A 23,113-nucleotide genomic window follows, 5' to 3' on the forward strand; every position below is an offset into this window, starting at 1 on the left:
ACGATGATCGAGATCGGTTCCGGGGACGGCTGGGTGCACTGCGCCGCGGGCCACCGGCACTGGGGCCTGTTCGGCGCGGCGGGCCTGCTCGTCCGGCACCGCGACGACACCGACCCGCCCGGCGTGGACCGGGTGCTGCTGCAGCACCGCGCGTCCTGGAGCCACCACGGCGACACCTGGGGGATCCCCGGCGGCGCCCGGGACCGCGGCGAGCCCGCCCGGGCGGCCGCGCTGCGCGAGGCCGCCGAGGAGAGCTCGCTGGACACCGCGGCGGTGCGGCTGCTCGACGAGTTCGTCGACGACCACGGCGGCTGGAGCTACACGACCGTCGTGGTCCGGGCGCCGTCCGCGCCGCCGGTGGCGGTGCGCGGGCGGGAGAGCACCGAGCTGCGCTGGGTGCGCACCGACCGGTTCGACGAGCTGGCCCTGCACCCCGGCTTCGCGACGAGCTGGCCGCGGGTCCGGCTGCTCGGCACCGGTTAGGCTCTGCGCCCGTGGGACGGCTGGTGGTCATCGAGGGACTCGACGGTGCCGGCAAGCGCACCCTCGCCGCGCGGCTGACCGCCGAGCTGGTCGCGGCCGGTGCGTCCGTCCGCACCACCGCCTTCCCCCGCTACGACGACGACGTGCACGCCGAGCTGGCCCGCGACGCGCTCTACGGCCGGATGGGCGACCTGGCGTCGTCGGTGCACGCGATGGCGGTGCTCTTCGCGCTCGACCGGCGCGCCGCCGCCCCCGGGCTGCGCGCCGACCTCGACGCGCACGACGTGCTGCTGGTCGACCGGTACGTCGCCTCGAACGCCGCCTACAACGCCGCCCGGCTGGGGCAGGACGCCGCCGGCGAGATCGTCGGCTGGGTGCGCGAGCTGGAGGTGCAGCGGTTCGGCATCCCGGTGCCCGACCACCAGCTGCTGCTCGCCCCGCCGCGCGAGGTTGCCGCCGGGCGGGCCCGCGCCCGGGAGCTCGCCGAGCCGGGACGGGCGCGGGACGCCTACGAGAGCGACGACGGGCTGCAGGCCCGCACCGACGCGGTCTACCGGCAGCTCGCCGCCGCGAGCTGGCTGAGCCCGTGGACGGTCGTGGGAGCCGACGGCGCTGCCGGGGTCGCCGCGCTGGCCCGGCAGGTGCTCGCCGGCCGCGGGTAGGGCCCTCCCCGGTCGCCCTCCGGAGCCGGGGTGGGATATTGGGACGCATGAAGTCGCGCGTGCTGGTGGTCGACGACGACCCGGCCCTGGCCGAGATGCTCACCATCGTGCTGCGGGGCGAGGGGTTCGAGACCGCGGTCGTCTCCGACGGCACCCGGGCGCTGCCCGCCGTCCGGGACTCGCAACCGGACGTGATCCTGCTCGACCTGATGCTGCCGGGCATGAACGGCATCGACGTCTGCCGGGCCATCCGGGCGGAGTTCGGCATCCCGATCGTGATGCTCACCGCCAAGAGCGACACGGTCGACGTCGTGCTGGGGCTGGAGTCGGGTGCCGACGACTACGTCATCAAGCCGTTCAAGCCCAAGGAGCTCGTCGCCCGGATCCGGGCCCGGGTGCGGCGCAACGAGTCCGAGCCCGCCGAGCAGCTGTCCATCGGCGAGATCGACATCGACGTGCCCGCGCACCAGGTGACCCGGGCCGGCCGGCCGATCGCGCTCACCCCGCTGGAGTTCGACCTGCTGGTCGCGCTCGCCCGCAAGCCGCGCCAGGTGTTCACCCGCGAGGTCCTGCTCGAGCAGGTCTGGGGCTACCGGCACGCCGCCGACACCCGGCTGGTGAACGTGCACGTGCAGCGGCTGCGGTCCAAGGTGGAGCGTGACCCGGAGCGCCCCGAGGTGGTCCTGACCGTCCGTGGGGTGGGGTACAAGGCCGGGCCGCCGTGATGGCGGAGCCGGTGCGCCCGCGATGAGCCGGCTCGGGATCCGGCGCCGGCTCGGCCGGCTGCCGGGCGTCGGGCGCCTGGTCCGGGGGCTCGCCCCGCTGCGGGCCCAGGCGCACGAGCTCGGCGCGCTGGTCGCCGCGTCCTGGCGGCGGTCGCTGCAGCTGCGGGTCGTGGTGTCGACGCTCGCGCTGTCCTCGGCGGTGGTGCTGGTGCTGGGGCTGGTGCTGCAGAGCGAGATCGCCGAGCGGCTGCTGCAGAGCAAGGTCAAGGGTGCGCTCATCCAGGCCGAGACCGGCCGGGTGGTGCTCGAGGGCGAGCTCTCCGGTGTCGACCCGGACCGGGAGGGCGCGCAGGAGATCCTCAACGCGGCGCTGCAGCGGCTGACCAACACCGAGGACGCCTCGCCCGGCACGTCCACCGCCGGTGAGTTCCGGGCGGCCCTGACCAGCGGGATCGGCAACGGGCCCGAGGTCTCCTCCGGCCCGGTGGACGAGGTCACCCCGGAGCAGCGGGCCACCGTCGCCGAGGGCGGCGTGAGCCGCCAGTACACGACCGTCGACGGCGTGCCGACCCTGGTGATCGGGCAGCCGGTCTCCACCGCGGGCCGTGACCTGCAGTTCTATCTGCTCTTCCCGCTGGAGGGGGAGCGGCTGACGCTCAACCTGGTGCAGAGCACGCTGATCGTGGGCGGGCTGGTGCTGCTGGTGCTGCTCGCGGCGATCGCCAGCCTCGTGACGAGGCAGGTGGTGCGGCCGATCCGGGAGGCCGCCGACGTGGCGGAGCGGTTCGCGGGCGGCCATCTCGACGAGCGGATGGCCGCGCGGGGTGAGGACGAGGTGGCGCGGCTCGCCGAGTCCTACAACGAGATGGCGGGCAGCCTCGCCGCCCAGATCGCGCAGCTGGAGGAGTTCGGTGCGCTGCAGCGCCGGTTCACCTCGGACGTGAGCCACGAGCTGCGCACCCCGCTGACCACGGTCCGGATGGCCGCCGACGTGCTCTACGCCTCCCGCGACGAGCTGCTCCCGGCCCTGCGCCGCAGCTCCGAGCTGCTGGTGACCGAGCTGGACCGGTTCGAGGAGCTGCTCGCCGACCTGCTGGAGATCTCCCGGCTGGACGCCGGCGTCGCCGAGCTGGGCGCCGAGCAGATCGACCTGTCCGCGGTGGTGCGGCGCGCCGTCGGCGCCGTCCGTGGCCTGGCCGCCGACGCCGGCACCGAGCTGGTGCTCGACCTGCCGTCCGGCGAGTACGTCGAGGCCGATCCGCGGCGGGTCGAGCGCATCGTGCGGAACCTGGTGGCGAACGCGATCGACCACGGCGAGGGCATGCCGGTGGAGGTGACGATGGCGGGCGACCCCGCGTCGGTGGCGGTGCTGGTGCGCGACCACGGCGTCGGCCTGCGGCCCGGCGAGGCGGACCTGGTGTTCAACCGGTTCTGGCGGGCCGAGGAGTCCCGGGCGCGGCGCAGCGGCGGCACCGGCCTGGGCCTGTCGATCAGCATCGAGGACGCCCGGCTGCACGGCGGCTGGCTGCAGGCGTGGGGCGAGCCCGGCAACGGATCGGCCTTCCGGCTGACCCTGCCCCGCCTCGTGGGCGGTCACATCTCCGCCTCTCCGCTGCCGCTCGGCCCGCCGTCGGGTGACGACGACACCGAGCACCGCCGGGACGGCCGCCCCGGCACCTCGGTGCCGACCCCGCCCCGCGGCGTCGTCAGCCGCCGCGAGGAGACCCGGCCGGCGCGCGAGGACGAGGTCCGCGCGCTGCGCGCCGACGAGCCCGCCCCGGTGCTGCCCGCGGAACGGGCGATCACCGACCCGGGGGTGCAGCGGTGAGCGGGGTGCTGCACCGGTTCGCCGGCGGGCTGGGGATGCTCCTCTGCCTGGTCGTGCTCGCGGGATGTGCGAGCGTGCCCGACCACTCCTCGGTGCAGGTGCTGCGGCAGACCGGGGACACCGGGGCGGCCGTGCCGGACGGCCCGATCGAGGACGCCGACCCGCTCGGCCTGGTCCGCGAGTTCGTCTACGCCTCCGGGCGGCCGGACGACCGGCACGCCTCCGCCCGCCGCTACCTCGCCGCCTCGGCCGCCGACTGGGACGACGGCGCCTCGCTGACCGTGCTCACCGAGCGCTTCGACACCGTGTTCGCACCGGACAGCGCCGAGCACGGCGAGGACCGGGCGGTGGTGCGGCTGCGCGGTACCCGGCTCGGCACGGTCAGCCCCTCGGGTGCGTTCGAGACGGCCACCGGACCCGTCGAGATCGACATCGGGGTCGTCCGGCAGGAGGACCACTGGCGGATCGACCGGCCCCCGCCGGGGGTCATGGTCCGGCTGTCGGACTTCCGGACGAACTACCGCTCGCTGCGCGCGTGGTTCGCCGATCCGCAGCGCGGCACGCTGATGTCCGATACCCATTACATCCCCAGTACCCGGCCGATCCAGCTGGCCTCCCGCGCGACCGAGGTGCTGCTCGGCGGGCCCTCGGCGGGGCTGGCCGGTGCGGCCGTGACGATGTTCCCGGCGACCGCCCGTCTGCGCTCGGCCGTCGCCGAGTCGCCGGACGGGGTGAGCGTCGTCGATCTGACCGGTGTGTCCGGGCTGTCGGTGGCCGACCGCCGGCTGCTCGCCGCCCAGGTCGCCCTCACCCTGGCCGAGGTCAGCGTGCCGCGGGTGCGGGTGCTCTCCGACGGCGAGCCGCTGCTGCCCGAGCAGCCCGAGATCACCCGGGACGACGTCGCCGGCCTGGTGGCCGCGCCCGACCGGCTCCCGGCGTTCCCGCTGGTGGTCGACGGCGGACGGGTCCGGCAGCTGGCCGACGGCGGCCAGGACACCCCGGTACCGGGACAGGCGGGCAACGGCTCGTTCGACGTGGTCGAGGCGGCCGCCTCGGCGCGCGGTGACGGGATCGCCGTCGTCTCCCGGGAGGAGACCGGGACGCACCGGCTGCTGACCGGCCCGATGGAGGGTGAGCTGACCGCGACCCCGGTCTCCGGTGCCGAGGTGACCTCGCTCAGCTGGAACGGCGCCGGCGACGAGATCTGGGCGGTCGCCGACGGCCGGCTGCGCCGGGTGCTGGTCCCGGCGACCGGGCCGCCCGCCGAGGCGCCGCTGGACACCCGGCGGCTGGACGGGCTCGGCGAGATCGCCGACGTGGCGCACTCCCGGGAGGGCGGCCGGATCGCGGTCGTCGCGGGCGGCACGGCCCTGGTCGGCCCGGTGGTGCCCGGTGAGGGCGGCGAGGCCGCGATCGGGCCGCTGCGCGAGCTGCGCCCGAACGAGCTGCAGGACGTCGTCGCCGTGGACTGGCGGTCGAGCGAGCAGCTCGCCGTGGCGGCCGACTCCGACCGCCCGGTCGCACTCGTGACGATCGACGGCCTGACGCTGGACCCGGTACCGGGCACCAACCTCACCTCCCCGTTGCGTGCGGTGGCCGCCGCTCCCGGACGGCCGATCTACGTCACCGACCGGACCGGCCTGTGGAGCTACACCGGCGGTGACCTCGACGCGTGGCGGCAGACGGTGGGTGCCTCCACCGCTGCCCGGCCCTTCTACCCGGGCTGAACCGGCGCCGGGGACCAGCCTGCACCGGCGGGCGGCCGGTGACCGGGCCGGTTCGCCGCCTGTGGACAGATCCGGCACGTGTGGACAACTCCGGGCTCCGGGGCCCGGTCCGGGGCTCCCGGCGGCCGGCGTCGGGCAGCATCCCCGGCATGACCGCTCCGGCCCTCTCACCCCTGGCGTCGCTGCTCGACCTGCTGTTCCCGCGGACCTGCGGTGGCTGCGGTGCCGGGCCGCCCGGCAGCGGCGGCTGGTGCCCGTGGTGCGCGGAGAGCACCGCGGGCCCGTGGTCGGTCGGCGTGCCCGGCGCCGGCCGGGTCGCCGTGGCCGGGCGCTACCGCGGGCCGCTGCGCCGCGCGGTGCTGGCCTACAAGGAGCGCGGCCGCCGCGATCTCGCGGCGGACCTGGCCGGGTTGCTGGTGGCCCCGCTCGCGGTCGTGCTGCCGGTGGCGGCCGGGCGGGCGCCACCCCGCATCCGGCTGGTGCCCGTCCCGTCCCGCCCGGCGGCGGCCCGGGCCCGCGGCGGCGACCACGTGCTGCGGCTGTGCCGGGCGCTGGAGCCACGGCTCGCGGCCGCCGGCCTGCCGGCGAGCACCGCGCCGCTGCTCGCGCTCGACCGCCGCGCCCGGGACTCGGTCGGCCTGGACGGGGCGGCCCGGGCGGCGAACCTGGCCGCCGCGCTGTACCCGGCCGGCCGCGGGCGGGCCGGCCGCGGGCGGCGGCCGCCGCCGGACCCCGGTGCACCGGTGGTGCTGGTCGACGACGTGGTGACCACCGGGGCGACCCTGCGGGCGTGCCGGCGGGCCCTGCGCGGGCTGGGCTGCGAACCGGTCGGCTCGGTGCTGCTGGCCGACGCCACGACGCCCGGCCGAAAGCAGTGACCGCCGTCACATCCGTCCGGCGGGTCGGGGGCGCGTCCGGACGGCCGCCTCCGATGGCCGGGGAGTGCCGCATCCGACGACCCGCCGGTGAGTGCAGGAAGTGACGGTCGGGTATCACCCGGTTGCCGCGTGCCGGTCGCAGAACGGGATCGGCAGCGGGTCGAACGTCCCGCTTCCGGGTCGACGAGCGGCCTGTCCCGTCGGCGGATTTCCCGATAACGTCCGATGAACTCCGACCCGATAGCACACCAGGAGGAACGACCGATAGCCCACCCCCCGGGGCCGTCGTCGAGTCCCGGGTTCAGCACGAGGCGAAGCGAGGGATGTCCGAGTGGAAATCGTCGTCACCGGCCGGAACGTGCAGGTACCGGACCACTTCCGCGGTCTGGTCGAGGAGAAGCTGACCCGCCTGGAGCGGCACGATCACAAGATCGTCGGAATGGAGGTGGAGCTCTTCCACGAGCCGAACCGCCGACAGCAGAAGTCCTGCCAGCGTGTCGAGATCACCGGCCGCGGCGGCTGCGGTGCCGTGGCCCGCGCCGAGGCGTCGGCGCCCGACTTCTACGCAGCCCTCGACATGGCCGTCGGCAAGCTCGCCGAGCGACTCCGCCGTTCGCACGACCGTCGCAAGCCCAGCCGGCGCGACCGCGTGCACGCCTCGCGGGTCGCCGCGAACGCCTCCGCCGTCGCGCTGATGGAGGCGGCACCGCCCACCACCGACACCATCCCCGCGCCCCGCTCGCACGACGAGTCCCTTCCCGGTGCCGAGCTCGAACAGCTCGAGGAGCAGTGGGCGGCGGAGTACCTTCCCGGCCGCATCGTGCGCGAGAAGGTCCACCAGGCCGACCCGATGACGGTCGACGAGGCACTGTCCCGGATGGAGCTCGTCGGACACGACTTCTACCTGTTCGCCGACACCGACTCCGGGCACGCCTCGGTGGTCTACCGGCGTCGCGGCTACGACTACGGAGTGATCAGGCTCGGCGGCTGACCGCTCGGCGCGGGTGCCCGGCCGTCCGCGGCGGCACCCGCGCCCGGCGGTGCCGTCCCGTGCCCCGTTCGCCGCCGCCGGTCGCGGCGCGCGGGGCCTCGCCGAAGCGGCGCGGGACCCGCGACGGCGGGCCCGTACCATGGGTTTCGGGGCGGTGTGACCTCGTCCGGTGAGTGACACCCGTCCCGTGTCCTGACCGCGAACGTGAATGAGGTCGGCAGTGCCCTTCCTGAGTCGACTCCTGCGGGCCGGCGAGACCAAGCTGGTGAAGCGGCTCGGCAAGATCGCCGCGCACATCGACGGCCTGGAGCCCGAGTTCGAGGGCCTCACCGACGCGCAGCTGCGCGCGAAGACCGACGAGTTCCGGCAGCGGCTCGCCGGCGACGAGACCCTCGACGACCTGCTGCCCGAGGCGTTCGCGACGGTCCGCGAGGCGGCGCAGCGGACCCTGGGCCAGCGGCCGTTCACGGTGCAGCTGATGGGTGCCGGCGCACTGCACCTGGGCAACGTGGCCGAGATGGGCACCGGTGAGGGCAAGACCCTGACCTCGACCCTGGCCGTCTACCTCAATGCCCTCGAGGGCAAGGGCGTGCACGTCGTCACCACGAACGACTACCTCGCCAAGCGCGACTCCGAGACCATGGGCCGGATCCACCGCTGGCTCGGCCTGACCGTCGGCGTGATCCTCTCCGAGATGACCCCGGTCCAGCGCCGCGAGCAGTACGCGCAGGACATCACCTACGGCACGAACAACGAGTTCGGCTTCGACTACCTGCGCGACAACATGGCGTGGAACGTCGCCGACATGGTGCAGCGCGGCCACAACTTCGCCATCGTCGACGAGGCGGACTCGATCCTGATCGACGAGGCGCGGACCCCGCTGATCATCTCCGGCCCGGCCGAGCAGAGCGCCCGCTGGTACCAGGAGTTCGCCCGGCTGGCGCCGATGCTGTCCAAGGACATCCACTACGAGGTCGACGAGCGCAAGCGCACCGTCGGCATCACCGAGGAGGGTGTCGCGCTGATCGAGGACCAGCTCGGCATCGACAACCTCTACGAGTCCGCGAACACCCCGCTGGTCGGCTACCTGAACAACGCCGTCAAGGTGAAGGAGCTGTTCAAGAAGGACAAGGACTACATCGTCGCGAACGGTGAGGTCCTGATCGTCGACGAGTTCACCGGCCGGGTGCTCGCCGGGCGCCGCTACAACGAGGGCATGCACCAGGCGATCGAGGCCAAGGAAGGCGTCGAGATCAAGCCGGAGAACCAGACCCTGGCGACGATCACGCTGCAGAACTTCTTCCGGCTCTACGACAAGATCTCCGGCATGACCGGTACGGCCCAGACCGAGGCCGCCGAGCTGCACGAGATCTACAAGATGTCGGTGGTGTCCATCCCGCCGAACAAGCCGCGGGTGCGCGCCGACCAGCCGGACCTGATCTACAAGACGGAGGCCGCGAAGTTCGAGGCCGTCGCCGACGACATCGCGGAGAAGCACGCGAACGGCCAGCCCGTCCTGATCGGTACCACCAGCGTCGAGAAGTCCGAGTACCTCGCCAAGCTGCTCCTGCGGCGCTCCGTGCCGCACGAGGTGCTGAACGCGAAGAACCACGCGCGGGAGGCGGCGATCATCGCCCAGGCCGGGCACGCCGGCGCCGTCACCGTCGCGACGAACATGGCCGGTCGAGGCACCGACATCATGCTCGGCGGCAACCCGGAGTTCCTGGCGGACCTGGAGCTGCGCGGGCAGGGACTCGACCCGGTCGAGACCCGCGAGGAGTACGAGGCCGCCTGGGACGCCGTCCTGGACCGGATGCGCAAGCAGGTCCGGGCGGAGGCCGACGAGGTCCGCGCGGCGGGCGGGCTCTACGTGCTGGGCACCGAGCGGCACGAGTCGCGCCGGATCGACAACCAGCTGCGCGGCCGCTCCGGCCGGCAGGGCGACCCGGGCGAGTCGCGGTTCTACCTCTCGCTCGGCGACGAGCTGATGCGCCGGTTCAACGGGCACGTGGTCGAGTCGATCATGAACCGGTTCAACCTGCCGGACGACGTGCCGATCGAGGCCAAGATGGTCACCCGCGCCATCCGGAGCGCGCAGACGCAGGTCGAGCAGCAGAACTTCGAGATCCGGAAGAACGTCCTCAAGTACGACGAGGTCCTCAACAAGCAGCGCAAGGTCATCTACGACGAGCGCCGGCGGGTGCTCGACGGCGAGGACGTGCAGCGCCAGACCCGGAACATGCTCGAGGACGTGATCCACGGCTACGTCGCCGGGGCGACCGCCGAGGGCTACGCCGAGGACTGGGACCTGGAGAAGCTCTGGACCGCGCTGCGCGGCCTCTACCCGGTGTCGATCGACCCGAGCTCGCTCGCCGACGACCTCGACGATCTCACCGCGGAGGACCTGGAGAAGCAGATCCTCGCCGACGCCGAGCAGGCCTACGCCCGGCGCGAGGCCGAGATCGACGCACTGATCGGCGCGCAGGGCGGGATGCGCGAGCTCGAGCGCCAGGTGCTGATGCAGGTCATCGACCGCAAGTGGCGCGAGCACCTCTACGAGATGGACTACCTCAAGGAGGGCATCGGGCTGCGCGCGATGGCCCAGCGCGACCCGGTGATCGAGTACCAGCGCGAGGGCTACGACATGTTCACCGCGATGCTCGAGGGCATCAAGGAGGAGACGATCGGGCACCTGTTCAACGTCGTCGTCCAGGTGCAGCAGCCTGCGGCGCCGGTCCAGGAGGCCGAGCCCGAGACGACCGAGATCCCGGTGATCCGCCGCGCCCCCGCGGAGGACCCGAGCGAGAGCACCGTCGTCCTGCCGAACCTGTTCCGCACCACCCCGCCGCAGAACCTGCAGTACAGCGGTCCCGGCGAGGACGGCGGGGTCGCCCGGCGGGGAGAGGGCGCGGCGCCCGCGCCCGGTGGCCGGACCGGCCGCTACCGCGCGGCCGCACCCCGGAACCCGGTGCCCCGCAACGCTCCCGCGCAGAACGCCGCGCCGCAGAACGCGCCGACCGGCAACGGTGCGGGCGACGGCGGCGTCAACCGTGCCGAACGCCGTCGCGCGGAGAAGGCGAACCGCAGGCGCCGCTGACCGCGGTCACAGCAGCCGGGCGGCGGTGACGACCCACGGGTCGTCGCCGCCCGCCCGGTCGATCCGCAGGATCAGCGCCCGGTTCCGGCCGGCGAGCGGGAGGGTCGTGCAGATCTCCGCGGCGTCCGGGTGCGGCTGGTCCACGTGCACCGGGTGGGCGCGGCGCTGCGCGCCCGGGGCCGCGCCGCAGCCCGGCGCCCGCGCCCACCCGCCCGGGCGGCCGCGGTGCGGTGCCGGACGGGCCGCCCGGATGTAGCGCAGCACCGGCGGCGCGGTGAGACCGGCGAGCTGGCCGGCCGGCCGGCGTCCGGTGAGCACCTCGCGGACCAGCCGCACCAGCTCGGCCGCCCGGGCCCGGGTCCGATCGGCGTCCGGGACGGTGATCTCGGGCGGCCGGACCTCCGCGCGCGGCGGTTCGGCGCGGTCCGGGGGCGGGGTCGCCCCCGAGTACATCCGGATCCCGCCCGGGAGGACGACGACCAGGCCGGGTGGGAGCTCCGGCGGCACCTCCTCCGGCGTCCGGGCGACCAGCACGCGGTACCGGTCCCCGGGCTGCCGGCCCGCCGGGGTGGCGGGCAGCGGGCCGGCCGCGGGGCTGGACGTGGTCACCGGACGAGCGTGCGCCGTGCACGGCGCGGCCCGGTCCGATCGGCCGGATTCGTCCCGACACCGTCCGGTGGCGACACCGTCGGGGTCCGTACCGTCCGGGTCCGCACGGCGTACGGTCCGCGCCCGCCGGCGGATCGTTCGCAGGCGCAGGCAGGCGATCGCGATCGGGCCCGCGGCCGCCGGCCGCGGCCTACCCTGCCGCGATGCCCGAGCAGCCGCGTCCCCGCCCGTCCCGGCCCGCCGAGCCGAGCGACCCGGCCACCGGCCCGCGCCCGGGTCCCGGCGGGCCGGACACGGTCGCCGATCTGCTGGTCCGCGCCGGCGCCGGGGTGTCGGAGCACCGGCGCCGCCGGGCCGCGGAGCACGGCCTGTCGCGGACCGGGCTCGCGGTGCTGCAGGTGCTCGACGGGACGGACGGGCTCGTCCAGCGCGAGCTGGCGGCCCGCGTCCGGGTCGGCCCGACCACGCTCACCCCGGTGCTCGACGCGCTGGAGGAGGACGGTCTCGCGGCCCGTGCGGCGGTCGGCGGGGACCGGCGGGTCCGCCGCGTCGTGATCACCGACGCCGGTCGCGGCCGGCTGGTCGCCGCCCGGTCCGCGGACCGCCGGCGGCGCGTCCCGGATCCCCCGCGCGCACACGCGGGGGCCATCCGCGAGTATCTGCTCGCGGTGATCGTGGCGCTGGAGCAGGATCACCGCGGGCAGACGCGCTGAGGGAGATGTGATGGGACGGGCCGCGGTCGAGGTCGTCGACCTGGTGAAACGCTATCCGAAGTCGGACCGCAACGCGGTCGACGGCCTGTCCTTCGAGGTCGCCGAGGGTGAGATCTTCGGGCTGCTCGGCCCGAACGGGGCCGGCAAGACCACCACCGTGGGCGTCCTCACGACCCGGGTGGTGCCGACGTCGGGGACCGCACGGGTGGCCGGGCTGGACGTGCTGCGCGACTCGGTCGCCGTCTGCGCGAAGCTCGCGGTGGTGCCGCAGCGGCAGAACCTGGACCGCTCGCTCGGCGTCCGCGACAACCTGGTCTTCCACGCCGCGTACCACGGCGTCGGCCGCGCCGAGCGCAACCGGCGGGCCGACGAGCTGCTGGAACGGATGGGGCTGGCCGACCGGGCGAAGGCGGTCGCCGACGATCTCTCCGGCGGCCAGGCGCAGCGGATCATGATCGCCAGGGCGCTCATGCACAAGCCCGAGGTGCTCTTCCTCGACGAGCCCTCGACCGGCCTGGACCCGCAGGCCCGGCTGTTCGTGCACGACTATGTGCTCGGCCTGCGAGACGAGGGCATCACCGTGGTGCTGACCACCCACGACATGGACGAGGCGCAGAAGCTCTCGCACCGGATCGGGATCGTCGACCACGGCAGGCTGCTGGCCCTCGACACCCCGGACGCGCTGGTCCGCTCGCTGCCCGGCAGCGGGAGCATCGAGATCGTCGCGGAGCCCGGCCCGGCGGGGACCGAGCAGCTGCGGGCCGCGCTGTCCGGGCTGGCCGACGTGGCCCGGGTGGAGAGCCCGCCCGGGCGGGCCGACGACGTCGAGGGCACCGTCGCGCTGCGCCTGTCGGTGGTCGGCGACCCGGCGACGCTGCTCGCGCCGGTCGTCGACCTGCTCGGCAGGCACGGCGCGGCGGCGCGGGACGTGCGGCTGGGCTCCGCCACCCTGGAGGACGTCTTCATCGACCTGACCGGACGGGACCTGCGGTGAGCCGGCGCGCCTTCCTCGCGGTGCTGCGCCGCGACATCTTCGTCACCGGCAAGGAACTGCCCTCCTTCCTCGCCCAGGTGCTGGTGCAGCCGTTCTTCTTCCTGCTGGTCTTCGTGGTCGTGCTGGGCCGCGGCGGGTTCGTCGCCGAGGGCTACGGCGAGATCATGCTGCCCGGGCTGATCGCGCTGAACGCGCTGTTCGGGGCGCTGCAGAGCGTCACGCTGCCACTGGTGTTCGAGCTGTCGTGGACCCGGGAGATCGACGACCGGCTGCTGGCGCCGATGCCGGTGTGGGCGGTGGCCGTCGAGAAGATCGTCTTCGCCGGCCTGCGCGGGTTGCTGGCCAGCCTGCTGATGGTGCCGATCGGGCTGCTGATGGTGGACGTGTCCTGGCCGGCCGCCGGGCTCCCGATGGCGCTGCTGATGGTGGTGCTGGGATCGCTGCTCGGCGCCGCCATGGGCCTCACCATCGGGACCGCGGTGCCGCCGCGGCGGATCAACATCCTGTTCGCGGTGATCTTCACGCCGCTGCTGTTCACCGGCTCCGTGCAGTACCCGTGGCTGACCCTGGCCGACCTGCGCTGGTTCCAGGTGCTCTCGGCGCTGAACCCGCTGACCTACGTCAGCGAGGGGCTCCGGGCGGCGCTGGTGCCGCACGTCCCGCACATCCCGATGTGGATCTGCGTGCTGGTGCCGGTGCTCGCGATCGTGCTGTTCACGCTGCTCGGGATCCGCGGGTTCCTCCGCCGCGCCCTCGACTGACGGGTACCGTCGGCGGCGTGCCGGAACCACGCACGCTGCGCGGCCTGATCGTCGACTACGGCGGTGTCCTCGACGATCCGGAGGGCGGCCCGCGGCTGCTCGCCTACGCCCGCCGGGCCGCCGACGGCGGGATCCGGACGGCCCTGTTCTCCGGGGCGCACGCGGTGCCCGACGGCTGCGCCGACGCCTTCGGCACGGTGCTGCTCGGGGCGGTCCGCGGGGCCCGCAAGCCCAGCCCGGACGCCTTCGCCGCGGCCGCCGCCGCGATCGGCCTGGACCCGGCGGACTGCGTGGTCGTCGACGACATGGGCGTCTGCGTGCGCGGCGCGGCGGCGGCCGGGGCGGTCGGGGTGCAGCACGTGAGCGCCGACGCGACGCTCGCCGAGCTGGAGATCCTGCTGGGCGTCGACGCCGGGTCGTGACGTGCGGAGGCGCCGCCCGCTGCTCGCGGACGGCGCCTCGATGGTCGGCCCGGCTGCTGCCGGGCCGGTCCCGCTACGGGCCGGTGTGACCGGCCCGGATCACTGCTGCGGGGGCGGCGGCTGCTGGCCGCCCTGCGGCGGCGGCGCCTGGCCGGGCTGCTGCTGGCCCTGCGGCGGCGGGGCCTGGCCCGGCTGCTGCTGACCCTGCTGCGCGGTCGTGTCGCCGCTACCGGTCCGCTCGCGGGCGAACTTCGTCGCGGTGTCGATGTGCTGCTCGTTGCCGGCGAACTTCTTCTTGGCCGCGTCCCCGGCCTTGTTCAGCGCCTGGTCGACCTTGTCGTCGTGCTTGCCGAGCAGGTCCTTGGCCTTGTCCAGGAAACCCATGCCGGCCATGGTCGCGCGCTCAGGCTCCCGGCGCACCCTCGGCACGTACCCCGTTCGGGTGAGCAGCGTCCACGATCGACGAACGGAGCCGCGCGTGCTCCGGCCGGAGGTCCGCCACCCGGGTCACCCCGAGCAGCTGCATCGTGCGCTCGACCTCGCCGCGCAGGATCTCCACCGCCCGGGCCACCCCGGCCTCGCCGCCGGCCATCAGCCCGTACAGGTAGGCCCGGCCGACCAGCGCCGCCCGCGCCCCGAGCGCGACGGCGGCGACCGCGTCCCCGCCGTGCATGATCCCGGTGTCGACCAGCACCTCGGCGTCGTCCCCGAGCTCCTGGACGACCGGCTCGATCAGCTCGGCCGGGACCGGCGCCCGGTCCAGCTGCCGGCCGCCGTGGTTGGACAGCAGCACGCCGTCCGCGCCCGCGTCGGCGACCCGGCGCGCGTCGGCCACCGACTGGACGCCCTTGACCACCAGCGTGCCCGGCCAGGTCTCGCGCAGCCAGGCCACGTCGTCCATCGTCAGGGCCGGGTCGAACACCCGGTTGATCACCTCGAACGGGGATCCGCCGCCCGAGGCGAGGCTCTCGAAGGCCAGCGGCTCGGTGGTGAGCAGGTCGAACCACCACCGCGGGTGCCGGGCGCCGTCGAGGAAGGTCCGCAGCGACAGGGCGGGCGGGATGGACAGGCCGTTGCGGACGTCGCGGCGCCGGTTGCCGCCGACCGGGGTGTCGACGGTCAGCATCAGCGTGTCGTAGCCGGCCGCCGCCGCCCGGGCGACCAGGTCGTGCGCGAACGACCGGTCCCGCCACAGGTAGAGCTGGAACCAGTTGCGGCCGCCGGCGCCGGCCCGGGCGACGTCCTCGATCGTCGTCGAACCCATGGTGGACAGCGTGTACGGGATCCCGGACCGGGCCGCGACGGCGGCGACCGCCCGCTCGCCGGCGGTGTGCATCATCCGGGTGAAGCCGGTCGGGGCCAGCGCGAACGGCAGCGCCGAGCGGCCGCCGAGGACGTCGGTCCCGGTGTCGACCCGCGACACGTCGCGCAGCACGCTCGGCGTGAACTCGACCGACGCCCACGCGTCGCGGGCGCGGCGCAGGCCGATCTCGTCCTCGGCGGCGCCGTCGGTGTAGTCGAACACCGCCCGCGGCGCCCGTCTGCGGGCGAGCAGCCGCAGGTCACCGATGCTCGCCGCGCGGGCCAGCCGGGCCGCGGTGCGGTCCAGGGTGACGGGCGCGGGGCGCAGCAGCGGCGCGAGCTCGGACGGGCGCGGGATGCGACGGCGGACCATGGACGCCAGGGTAGGTACCCGGGCCGGGAACCGGGCGGGACGCCCTGGCCCGGGCGCTGCCGGGCTGCGGCCTGAGCGCCTGGTCGACGACCGGCCCCGGTCAGCGGCGGCGCAGCAGCTCGTAGGCCGCGACCGCCCCGGCCGAGGCCACGTTCAGCGACTCCACACCGCCGAACATGGGCAGCGACAGGATGCCGTCGCAGCGCTCCCGGACGGCGTCGGTGAGGCCGTCGGTCTCGTTGCCGAGCACCAGCGCCACCCGGGGCGGCAGGTCGGCGTCGAGCAGCGACCCGCCGCCCGCGTCCAGCCCGAACACCGAGAACCCGGCGCCGTGCATCAGGTCGACGCCCTCGGCGGCGGTGGCGCAGCGCAGCACCGGCGCGGAGAACGCCACCCCGGCCGACGCCTTGATCACCAGCGGGTCGATCGCGGGCACCCCGCGCCGGGGGAGCAGCACGCCGTCCAGCCCGGCGGCGGTCGCGCTGCGCAGCAGCATGCCGACGTTCGACGGGTTCGTGACGGCGTCGAGCACCAGCACCGACGCCGGCCGCCTGGTGCCGAGATCGGACAGGAACACGCCGAGCGGTGCCATCCGCGGGGCGACGACGTCGGCGAGCACGCCCTGGTCGTGCCGGCCGTTGCCGGCGAGCACCTTCACCCGCTGTGCCGACGCCCGCTGCACCGGCACCCCGCGCCGGCGCGCGGCGGCGGTGATCTCGCGCTCCCCGCCGCCGCGGACCGAGTCGGCGAGGATCACCTTGTCCACCGCCAGGCCGTCGTCGGCGAGCGCCTCGAGGACCGGTTTGCGGCCGTAGACGGTGATGAACCGGTCCTTCGGCGACACGGCCGGCGCGGCGGACTCGGACGGGGTGGGCGGGGCGGGGTCGGTCACGACGGCCAGAGTCCCACGCGCACGTAGGATCTCGACCATGCCGTCCCGGCTCTCCGCACTCGACGCCTCCTTCCTCTACATCGAGGAGGCGACCACGCCGATGCACGTCGGCGGCGTCTCCGTGTTCGACCGCCCGCGTGACGGCCTGGACTACGACCGGCTGGTCGAGCTGATCGAGCAGCGGCTGGCGCTGGTGCCCCGGTTCCGGCAGAAGGTCCGGCACGTGCCCGGCAACCTCGCCCGGCCGGTCTGGGTGGACGATCCCGAGTTCGACATCGCCTACCACGTGCGGCGCTCCGCGCTGCCCCGGCCGGGCAGCGAGGACCAGCTCACCGACCTGGTCGGACGGCTGATGTCCCGGCCGCTGGACCACTCCCGGCCGCTGTGGGAGATGTACCTGATCGAGGGCCTCGCGCCGGCCTCGACCGGCCGGGGCAGCGGGAAGGACGGCCGGGTCGCGATCCTCACCAAGACCCATCAGGCGATGGTCGACGGGATCTCCGCGATCGACATCGGACAGGTGATCCTGGACGTCTCCGCCGAGCCCCGCGAGACGCCGGACGAGCTGTGGATGCCGCGGCCGGAGCCGAGCGACGGCCAGCTGGTGCTGGACGCGATCGGCGAGGCGGTCACCCGGCCGACCGAGATCGTGGACAACGTCCGGGCGGCCACCGGGGACGCGCTGGCCACCGTCGGCAAGCTCGGCCGGGCCGCCGGCAAGGTGCTGACGATGGCGCGCACGGCGGGCCGCCGCGCGCCGGGGCTCCCGCTGAACGCCGAGATCTCCACCCAGCGGCGGTTCGCGCTGGCCCGCACCGACCTGGAGGACTACCGCAAGGTGCGGGCCGCCTACGGCTGCGACGTGAACGACGTCGTGCTGGCCGTGATCTCGGGCGCGCTGCGCACCTGGCTGATGTCGCGCGGCGAGCCGGTCGGCGGGTCGTCGTCGGTGCGGGCGCTGGTCCCGCTGTCGGTGCGCGGGGAGGGCGACGTGCCCAGCTCGGCCGCCGGCGGCTCGCTGGGCAACCGGGTGGCGTCGTTCCTGGTGGACCTGCCGGTGGGCGAGCCGAGCCCGCTGGTGCGGCTGCACCAGGTGACCCACCAGATGCGCGAGCACACCGACACCGGCGACGCCGTCGGTGCGGACACGCTCGTCCGGATCGGCGGGTTCGCCCCGCCGACCCTGCACGCGGTCGGGGCGCGCGCCGCCAGCGGCATGTCCCGGCACTTCTTCAACCTGGTCGTCACGAACGTCCCCGGCCCGCAGTTCCCGCTGTACGCGGCCGGTGCCCGGATGCTGGAGATGTTCCCGGTGGTGCCGCTGGCCAAGGGCCAGGCCGTCTCCATCGGGCTCACCAGCTACGACGGCGGCGTCTACTACGGACTCAACGGCGACCGGGACGCGATGGGCGACATCGACGTGCTCGCCGGGATGGTGAACGAGTCGCTCGAGGAGCTCCTCGACACCCTGCGGCAGTAGCGAGAAAGGACCCACCCGTGCGGATCTACCTCCCCGCGACCTGGCCGATGCTGGCCCGGACCGTGTCCACCGGCACCTTCGAGCCGCTCGGCGGGACCGGGTTCGCGCTGACCCCGAAGCTGCGCGAGTCCTACGTGACCGGCGACGACGAGGAGCTGGAGTACGCCGCGCTCAGCGAGGCCGCGCGGGCGTCGCTGCGGCTGCTGGCCGTCGAGTTCGGGCTCGGCGAGGACGGCACCCCGCCGCGCCGGGTGGTCGTCGCCGCCGACACCGACGACGTCACCCTGCGGCCCGATCTCGACGACGGCGCGGTCCGGGTGACCGGCCCGGTCCCGGTCGCGAAGATCGCCGCCGTGCACGTCGACCTGCCGGAGGCCGAGCACGCCGTCCGCGAGGCCGCGGGTGCGGTCGACAAGGCCGATCTCGGCGACCTGGACGCCGAGTTCCTGGTCGGTGAGGCGGAGGACTTCGAGCTCGCCTGGTACGACGGGTCCGAGCTGCCGTTCCTGGTCGAGCTGGGCTGATCCGCGCCGGCGACCGGCGCTCAGCCCCGCACCGGTGGCTCGATCGTGACCGGGCTGCCCCAGTCGCGGTAGCGCAGCAGCAGGTCCAGGGTGCCGGCGTCGGGCAGCTGCTGGCGCAGCCGCGCCCGCAGCGGGCGCCGGTCGGCGTCCAGCCAGATCTCGGTGCTGATCCGGGTCACCCCGGCCTGCTGCTGCGCGGTGAGCGCCGCGAGGCGGTCCGGCTCGGTCTCCACCGCGATCGCCCGGACCAGGTCGACGACCAGGGTGTAGTGCACGACGGGGACGCCGTCGACGTCGGTGTCCCGGGCGTCGGCGACCAGCACCGCCTCCGGGTAGCGGGCGATCGCGGCCAGCGGATCGGCGCCGGCGGCGACGTTCGCGGCGAGAGTGGCGTCCGCGACCTGCTCCGGCGCGATCGGCCCGATCCCGGGCTCCACCCAGTCCGCGGCGCCCTGCGGGTGCAGCCAGGTGCGCTCGCCGATCCGGACGACGCCGGTGGTGCCGGGCGGGGCGCCCTCCGGCCCGGCCCGCAGGTCCAGACGCACCGCCGGCGCACCGCCCTCCGGGACGAAGCGGACCGCGCCCTCGCCGGTGACCGGGACCGGCCCGGCCCGGTCGGTCAGGGTCCCGGCGACGGCCAGTGCGGCGCCGCCGTCGGACCGGGTGCGGGCACCGACGTCGGCGATCAGCGGCGCCGGGTCGTAGTACTTCGGCAGCGTGCTGCCGGTGTCCGGCGGCGGCGGGGCGGAGCCCATCGAGCCGGGCCAGGCGCACCCGGTCAGCCCTCCGGTGAGCAGCGCGACGCCGAGCAGGACGGCGCCGAGCAACGGTGCCGCTCGCCGTTCCGGCACGTCGCCTCCGCCCCTGATGATCAGCCCTGGTTGAGCGCCACGAGGATGCGGCGCAACGCCTCGAGTCTGCCTCCGCCGAGCGATCCGGCGGCGACCAGGTCGTCCAGTGCGCACTCCGGATCGGCGGGCGGCCCGAGGTGCCCGCAGCCGCGCGGGCAGTCGTCGATCGCCGCGGCGAGGTCGCCGAACGCGGCGACCACGTCGTCCGGCCCGACGTGCGCCAGCCCGAACGAGCGGATCCCCGGCGTGTCGACGACCCAGCCGTCGGCGTGCGGGAAGGCCAGCGCCGCGGTGGTGGTGTGCCGGCCCTTGCCGACCCCGGACACCCGGCCGGTGGCCTGGTCGGCGGCCGGGACGATCGCGTTCACCAGGGTGGACTTGCCGACGCCGGAGTGCCCGACCAGCGCGCACAACCGACCGGTCAGCGCGGACCGCAGGTCCTCCAGGCCGGCCGGCGGGCCGTCCGCGGACCGCCCGGTGACGACCAGCGGCACCCCGAGCTCGCGGTACTGCGCGGCGAACGGCTCCGGATCGGTCAGATCGGACTTGGTCAGGCACAGCACCGGCTCCAGCCCGCCGGCGTAGGCGGCGACCAGGCAGCGGTCGACGAACCCGGTGCGCGGCGGCGGATCGGCCACCGCGGTGACGACGATCAACCGCTGCGCGTTCGCGACGACGACCCGCTCGTAGGGGTCGTTGTCGTCGGCGGTGCGGCGCAGCACCGTGTCCCGGTCGGCGACCCGCACGATCCGGGCGAGCGTGTCCGGCTCCCCGGACAGGTCCCCGACCAGGTCCACCCGGTCCCCGACGACGACCGGCGTGCGGCCCAGCTCGCGGGCCCGCATCGCGACCACCGGCGGCCGCTCCGGATCGGAGTCCGGGGCGCACGTCCAGCGGCCGCGGTCGACCGCGGTGACCATCGCCCGGGACGCGTCGGCGTGCGCGGGGCGCCGCTTGCTGCGCGGGCGGGACCCGCGCCGGCCCGGGCGGACCCGGACGTCGGACTCGTCGAGCCGGTCGTGGCTGGGCACCCTCAGCGCCCCTCGGCGATCCCGAGCAGCGCCGACCAGCGGCCGGGGAAGTCCGGGATCGTCTTGTCGGTGCAGCCGATGTCGTCCACCGCGACGCCCGGCACCACCAGCCCGATGATCGCGCCCGCGGTCGCCATCCGGTGGTCGGCGTAGGCGCCCCACGGCCGGTCCGGCCGCCCGGCCAGCGGCTTCGGGTCGATCACCAGGCCGTCGTCGGTCTCGGTGACCGAGCCGCCGAGCGCGGTGATCTCGGTGGCGAGCGCGGCGAGCCGGTCGGTCTCGTGGCCGCGCAGGTGCCCGATGCCGCGCAGCCGGGACACCCCGCCGGCCAGCGCGGCGACCGCGGCGACGGTGGGGGCCAGCTCGCCGGCGTCGCGCAGGTCGACGTCGATCCCGGACAGCCGGTCCGGGCCGGTGACGGTGAGCCCGTCCGGCCCGGTCGCGATCCGGGCGCCGAACCGTTCGAGCACCGGCAGCACGTGCGCGCCGGGCTGGGTGCTCCCGGCCGGCCAGCCGCGCACCGTCACCCGGCCGCCGGTCACGGCGGCCGCCGCCAGGAACACCGCGGCGTTCGACAGGTCCGGCTCGATCGCCCAGTCCCGCACCGCGACCGGGCCGGGCTCCACCCGCCAGCTGTCCGGCTCGTCGTCGTGCACGGTGACGCCGGCCGTCCGCAGCATGTCGACGGTCATCGCGATGTGCGGCAGCGACGGCACCGGCGGGCCGGCGTGCCGGACGGTCACCCCGCGCTCGAACAGGGCGCCGGAGAGCAGCAGCCCGGACACGAACTGGGACGACGCCGACGCGTCGATCGTGACCTCGCCGCCGCGGGCCGGCCGGTCGCCGTCGAGCCGGAACGGCAGCGCGTCCCCCTCGATCCGGGCGCCCAGGGTGCGCAGCGCGTCGAGCACGGTGCCCATCGGGCGCTCCCGGGCGCGCGGGTCGCCGTCGAACCGCACCGCGCCGCGCGCGGTCGCCGCGGCCGGCGGGACGAACCGCATGACCGTCCCGGCGAGCCCGCAGTCGACCTCCGCCGGGAACTCGGGCGTGCCGCCGCGCAGCCCGCCGTGCGCGCCGGTCCGCACCGTGTCGCCCTCGGTGGTGACGGGCACGCCGAGCGCGGTCAGCGCGCCGGTCATCAGGGTGGTGTCGCGGGTCGGCGGGGCGCCGTCGACCCGGCAGGCGCCGCCGGACAGCCCGGCGAGCAGCAGCGCCCGGTTGGTGACCGACTTCGAGCCGGGCACCGAGACGGTGCCGGTCACCGGGGCGGCGGGCGTGGGTGCGGACCAGGAGCTCACGGTCCCATCTTTCCCCACGTGGAAGGATGGGACGCATGTGCGGCCGTTACGCCTCCACGAAGGCCCCCGCCGACCTGGCCGACGAGTTCCACGCCGTGGACGCCACGGCGGAGTCGTCGCAGCGGCCGGACTACAACGTCGCGCCGACCAAGGACATCACCGTCGTCGTGCAGCGGCACCCGCGCGACGACGACGGCGAGCCCGATCCGGCCGTCACCGAGCGGTCGCTGCGCACCGTCCGGTGGGGGCTGGTGCCGTTCTGGGCGAAGGACCCCTCGGCGGGCGCCCGGATGGTGAACGCCCGCTCCGAGACGGTCACCGAGAAGCCCGCGTTCCGCCGCGCCGTCGCCTCCCGGCGCTGCCTGTTCCCGGCCGACGGCTGGTACGAGTGGCAGCGCCGGGACGCCGTGCCGAAGGCGGAGGGCGGTTCGGGCAAGCCGACCAAGCAGCCCTACTTCACCGGCTACGCCGACGGCGCGACCCTGGCGATGGCCGGGATCTGGGAGTTCTGGCGCCCGAAGCCGGACGCCGGCGGCGAGCTCCTCGAGAAGTACCCGGACGGCCTGGTGACCGCCTGCGTGCTCACCACCGAGGCGGTCGGCCCGCTCGCCCAGGTGCACGACCGGATGCCGCTGGTGCTCGCCCCCGGCGACTGGGACGCCTGGCTGGACCCGGACGCCGCGGCGGCCGACGGGCCGGTCGCCGCGCTGCTCACCCCGCCCACCCCGGAGCTGGTCGCGACGCTGGCGATCCGGCCGGTGTCGTCGCAGGTCAACAGCGTCCGCAACAACGGCCCCGAGCTGCTCGCGGAGCTGCCCGCCGACCAGGTGCGGGAGCCGATCCAGCTCGACCTGCTCTCGTGAGCGGGACCGGCGGCACCGTCGAGGAGATCGACACCCCGCGCGGCCCGGCCCGGGTGACCCGGCATCCGGCGGCGTCCGGCGCGCCGCGCGGGCTGCTGCTGCTCGGGCACGGCGCCGGCGGCGGCGTCGACGCACCCGACCTGGTGGCCGCGACCGGCGCGGCCACCGGCGCCGGGTTCGACGTCGGGCTGGTCGAGCAGCCCTACCGGGTGGCGGGCCGGCGCGCCCCGGCCCCGGCCGGGCACCTCGACGAGGCGTGGCTGGCGGTCGCCGCCGCGGTCCGCGGCGACCTGCCGCTGGTCCAGGGCGGGCGCAGCTCCGGCGCCCGGGTGGCCTGCCGCACCGCCGCGGCCACCGGCGCGGCCGCCGTGCTGTGCCTGGCCTTTCCGCTGCACCCGCCGGGCCGGCCGGAGCGGACCCGGCTGCCGGAGCTGGCCGGCGCCGGGGTGCCGGTGCTCGTCGTGCAGGGCCGCAGCGACCGGTTCGGGATCCCGGACGACGGCCCCGGCCGCCGGGTGGTGCTGCTCGACGGCGACCACGGCCTGAAGAAGGACCCGGCCGGTGTGGCCGCGGCGGTCCGCGACTGGCTGGCCGGCATCCCCGGCTGAC

Annotated in this window: 23 protein-coding genes; 16 read left to right on the forward strand and 7 right to left on the reverse strand. The window is 75.4% G+C overall.

Annotated elements, in window-relative coordinates:
* The first annotated feature begins 3 nt into the window (after nucleotides 1-3).
* The 8 genes from ABD160_RS31140 to secA all read left to right on the forward strand — a co-directional run bounded on the left by ABD160_RS31140 (nucleotide 4) and on the right by secA (nucleotide 10,391).
* Nucleotides 4-483, forward strand: coding sequence for an NUDIX domain-containing protein (locus ABD160_RS31140; protein ID WP_344029581.1), 480 nt, complete (start codon nucleotides 4-6; stop codon nucleotides 481-483).
* Nucleotides 484-494: 11 nt separating this feature from the next.
* Entirely contained in the window at nucleotides 495-1,145 is a 651-nt protein-coding gene (locus tag ABD160_RS31145; RefSeq protein WP_344029584.1) for a dTMP kinase, read from the forward strand.
* Nucleotides 1,146-1,192: 47 nt separating this feature from the next.
* Complete coding sequence (gene mtrA / locus ABD160_RS31150) at nucleotides 1,193-1,870, forward strand: MtrAB system response regulator MtrA (RefSeq protein ID WP_344029587.1); 678 nt, start codon at nucleotides 1,193-1,195, stop codon at nucleotides 1,868-1,870.
* 22 nt (nucleotides 1,871-1,892) lie between these two features.
* Nucleotides 1,893-3,698 (forward strand): MtrAB system histidine kinase MtrB, encoded by a 1,806-nt coding sequence (mtrB, locus tag ABD160_RS31155; protein WP_344029590.1) that lies wholly within the window; start codon nucleotides 1,893-1,895, stop codon nucleotides 3,696-3,698.
* On the forward strand, nucleotides 3,695-5,425 hold the full coding sequence (locus tag ABD160_RS31160) for an LpqB family beta-propeller domain-containing protein (protein ID WP_344029593.1): 1,731 nt from the start codon (nucleotides 3,695-3,697) through the stop codon (nucleotides 5,423-5,425). Before mtrB ends, ABD160_RS31160 begins: the two co-directional genes overlap by 4 nt.
* Before the next feature lie 149 nt (nucleotides 5,426-5,574).
* Nucleotides 5,575-6,303: a ComF family protein gene (locus ABD160_RS31165; RefSeq protein WP_344029596.1), complete on the forward strand. Its 729-nt coding sequence runs from the start codon at nucleotides 5,575-5,577 to the stop codon at nucleotides 6,301-6,303.
* A 331-nt stretch (nucleotides 6,304-6,634) separates the two neighbouring features.
* A complete protein-coding gene (gene hpf / locus ABD160_RS31170) occupies nucleotides 6,635-7,294 on the forward strand; it encodes a ribosome hibernation-promoting factor, HPF/YfiA family (protein WP_344029598.1) in 660 nt (219 codons plus the stop codon).
* A 208-nt stretch (nucleotides 7,295-7,502) separates the two neighbouring features.
* A complete protein-coding gene (secA, locus tag ABD160_RS31175; RefSeq protein WP_344029601.1) occupies nucleotides 7,503-10,391 on the forward strand; it encodes a preprotein translocase subunit SecA in 2,889 nt (962 codons plus the stop codon).
* A gap of 6 nt (nucleotides 10,392-10,397) precedes the next feature.
* Here the strand turns inward: secA and ABD160_RS31180 are convergent, their stop codons facing one another.
* A complete protein-coding gene (locus ABD160_RS31180) occupies nucleotides 10,398-11,000 on the reverse strand; it encodes an Rv3235 family protein (RefSeq protein WP_344029604.1) in 603 nt (200 codons plus the stop codon).
* Nucleotides 11,001-11,203: 203 nt separating this feature from the next.
* Between ABD160_RS31180 and ABD160_RS31185 the strand changes: the two genes are divergently transcribed.
* From ABD160_RS31185 to ABD160_RS31200, 4 genes are read left to right on the forward strand one after another with little or no spacing between them, the layout of a single operon-like run.
* A complete protein-coding gene (locus tag ABD160_RS31185; RefSeq protein ID WP_344029607.1) occupies nucleotides 11,204-11,713 on the forward strand; it encodes a MarR family winged helix-turn-helix transcriptional regulator in 510 nt (169 codons plus the stop codon).
* Between the two features lie 10 nt (nucleotides 11,714-11,723).
* Nucleotides 11,724-12,707 carry an ABC transporter ATP-binding protein gene (locus tag ABD160_RS31190; protein ID WP_344029610.1) on the forward strand — a complete coding sequence of 328 codons (984 nt, stop codon included), beginning with the start codon at nucleotides 11,724-11,726 and terminating at the stop codon, nucleotides 12,705-12,707.
* On the forward strand, nucleotides 12,704-13,468 hold the full coding sequence (locus ABD160_RS31195) for an ABC transporter permease (RefSeq protein WP_344029613.1): 765 nt from the start codon (nucleotides 12,704-12,706) through the stop codon (nucleotides 13,466-13,468). Before ABD160_RS31190 ends, ABD160_RS31195 begins: the two co-directional genes overlap by 4 nt.
* A 17-nt stretch (nucleotides 13,469-13,485) precedes the next feature.
* Nucleotides 13,486-13,890 (forward strand): HAD-IA family hydrolase, encoded by a 405-nt coding sequence (locus tag ABD160_RS31200; RefSeq protein WP_344029616.1) that lies wholly within the window; start codon nucleotides 13,486-13,488, stop codon nucleotides 13,888-13,890.
* Between the two features lie 99 nt (nucleotides 13,891-13,989).
* Here ABD160_RS31200 and ABD160_RS31205 read toward each other — a convergent pair whose 3' ends face one another.
* From ABD160_RS31205 to ABD160_RS31215, 3 genes are all read right to left on the reverse strand, one after another.
* Nucleotides 13,990-14,274, reverse strand: a complete 285-nt coding sequence (locus tag ABD160_RS31205; protein WP_344029619.1) for an antitoxin — start codon at nucleotides 14,272-14,274, stop codon at nucleotides 13,990-13,992.
* 19 nt (nucleotides 14,275-14,293) lie between these two features.
* Nucleotides 14,294-15,565 carry an alpha-hydroxy acid oxidase gene (locus ABD160_RS31210; protein ID WP_344029621.1) on the reverse strand — a complete coding sequence of 424 codons (1,272 nt, stop codon included), beginning with the start codon at nucleotides 15,563-15,565 and terminating at the stop codon, nucleotides 14,294-14,296.
* A gap of 100 nt (nucleotides 15,566-15,665) precedes the next feature.
* Nucleotides 15,666-16,496 carry a TrmH family RNA methyltransferase gene (locus ABD160_RS31215; protein WP_344029624.1) on the reverse strand — a complete coding sequence of 277 codons (831 nt, stop codon included), beginning with the start codon at nucleotides 16,494-16,496 and terminating at the stop codon, nucleotides 15,666-15,668.
* Between ABD160_RS31215 and ABD160_RS31220 the strand changes: the two genes are divergently transcribed.
* Together ABD160_RS31220 and ABD160_RS31225 are read left to right on the forward strand one after the other, a co-directional pair.
* On the forward strand, nucleotides 16,495-17,937 hold the full coding sequence (locus ABD160_RS31220; protein WP_344029627.1) for a WS/DGAT/MGAT family O-acyltransferase: 1,443 nt from the start codon (nucleotides 16,495-16,497) through the stop codon (nucleotides 17,935-17,937). The two genes, ABD160_RS31215 and ABD160_RS31220, sit on opposite strands and share 2 nt — an antisense overlap.
* Before the next feature lie 17 nt (nucleotides 17,938-17,954).
* On the forward strand, nucleotides 17,955-18,461 hold the full coding sequence (locus ABD160_RS31225) for a DUF6912 family protein (protein ID WP_344029630.1): 507 nt from the start codon (nucleotides 17,955-17,957) through the stop codon (nucleotides 18,459-18,461).
* A gap of 20 nt (nucleotides 18,462-18,481) precedes the next feature.
* Here ABD160_RS31225 and ABD160_RS31230 read toward each other — a convergent pair whose 3' ends face one another.
* Genes ABD160_RS31230 through aroA form a run of 3 tightly spaced genes read right to left on the reverse strand, consistent with a single transcriptional unit; the run spans nucleotide 18,482 to nucleotide 21,641 of the window.
* Nucleotides 18,482-19,312: an SCO4651 family lipoprotein gene (locus ABD160_RS31230; RefSeq protein WP_344029633.1), complete on the reverse strand. Its 831-nt coding sequence runs from the start codon at nucleotides 19,310-19,312 to the stop codon at nucleotides 18,482-18,484.
* A 20-nt stretch (nucleotides 19,313-19,332) separates the two neighbouring features.
* The gene (gene rsgA / locus ABD160_RS31235) at nucleotides 19,333-20,343 is read right to left on the reverse strand and encodes a ribosome small subunit-dependent GTPase A (RefSeq protein WP_344029635.1); all 1,011 of its coding nucleotides are present in this window, start codon (nucleotides 20,341-20,343) and stop codon (nucleotides 19,333-19,335) included.
* 2 nt (nucleotides 20,344-20,345) lie between these two features.
* Complete coding sequence (gene aroA / locus ABD160_RS31240) at nucleotides 20,346-21,641, reverse strand: 3-phosphoshikimate 1-carboxyvinyltransferase (protein WP_344029636.1); 1,296 nt, start codon at nucleotides 21,639-21,641, stop codon at nucleotides 20,346-20,348.
* 35 nt (nucleotides 21,642-21,676) lie between these two features.
* Here aroA and ABD160_RS31245 point away from each other — a divergent pair, with 35 nt between their 5' ends.
* Nucleotides 21,677-22,504: an SOS response-associated peptidase gene (locus ABD160_RS31245; protein ID WP_344029639.1), complete on the forward strand. Its 828-nt coding sequence runs from the start codon at nucleotides 21,677-21,679 to the stop codon at nucleotides 22,502-22,504.
* Nucleotides 22,501-23,112, forward strand: a complete 612-nt coding sequence (locus tag ABD160_RS31250; protein WP_344029641.1) for an alpha/beta hydrolase family protein — start codon at nucleotides 22,501-22,503, stop codon at nucleotides 23,110-23,112. Before ABD160_RS31245 ends, ABD160_RS31250 begins: the two co-directional genes overlap by 4 nt.
* Nucleotide 23,113: the final 1 nt, after the last annotated feature.

The organism is Pseudonocardia kongjuensis (genome assembly GCF_039526905.1).
Classification (GTDB): domain Bacteria; phylum Actinomycetota; class Actinomycetes; order Mycobacteriales; family Pseudonocardiaceae; genus Pseudonocardia; species Pseudonocardia kongjuensis.

What these genes read in the sequence shown, in the direction of transcription:
- secA (WP_344029601.1), top strand. Translation starts at nt 7,503, where the DNA reads ATGAGGTCGGCAGTGCCCTTCCTGAGTCGACTCCTGCGGGCCGGCGAG.
- ABD160_RS31165 (WP_344029596.1), top strand. Translation starts at nt 5,575, where the DNA reads ATGACCGCTCCGGCCCTCTCACCCCTGGCGTCGCTGCTCGACCTGCTG.
- ABD160_RS31220 (WP_344029627.1), top strand. Translation starts at nt 16,495, where the DNA reads ATGCCGTCCCGGCTCTCCGCACTCGACGCCTCCTTCCTCTACATCGAG.
- mtrA (WP_344029587.1), top strand. Translation starts at nt 1,193, where the DNA reads ATGAAGTCGCGCGTGCTGGTGGTCGACGACGACCCGGCCCTGGCCGAG.
- ABD160_RS31210 (WP_344029621.1), bottom strand. Translation starts at nt 15,565, where the DNA reads ATGGTCCGCCGTCGCATCCCGCGCCCGTCCGAGCTCGCGCCGCTGCTG.
- ABD160_RS31185 (WP_344029607.1), top strand. Translation starts at nt 11,204, where the DNA reads ATGCCCGAGCAGCCGCGTCCCCGCCCGTCCCGGCCCGCCGAGCCGAGC.
- ABD160_RS31190 (WP_344029610.1), top strand. Translation starts at nt 11,724, where the DNA reads ATGGGACGGGCCGCGGTCGAGGTCGTCGACCTGGTGAAACGCTATCCG.
- ABD160_RS31140 (WP_344029581.1), top strand. Translation starts at nt 4, where the DNA reads ATGATCGAGATCGGTTCCGGGGACGGCTGGGTGCACTGCGCCGCGGGC.
- mtrB (WP_344029590.1), top strand. Translation starts at nt 1,893, where the DNA reads ATGAGCCGGCTCGGGATCCGGCGCCGGCTCGGCCGGCTGCCGGGCGTC.
- ABD160_RS31215 (WP_344029624.1), bottom strand. Translation starts at nt 16,496, where the DNA reads ATGGTCGAGATCCTACGTGCGCGTGGGACTCTGGCCGTCGTGACCGAC.
- ABD160_RS31245 (WP_344029639.1), top strand. Translation starts at nt 21,677, where the DNA reads ATGTGCGGCCGTTACGCCTCCACGAAGGCCCCCGCCGACCTGGCCGAC.
- ABD160_RS31205 (WP_344029619.1), bottom strand. Translation starts at nt 14,274, where the DNA reads ATGGGTTTCCTGGACAAGGCCAAGGACCTGCTCGGCAAGCACGACGAC.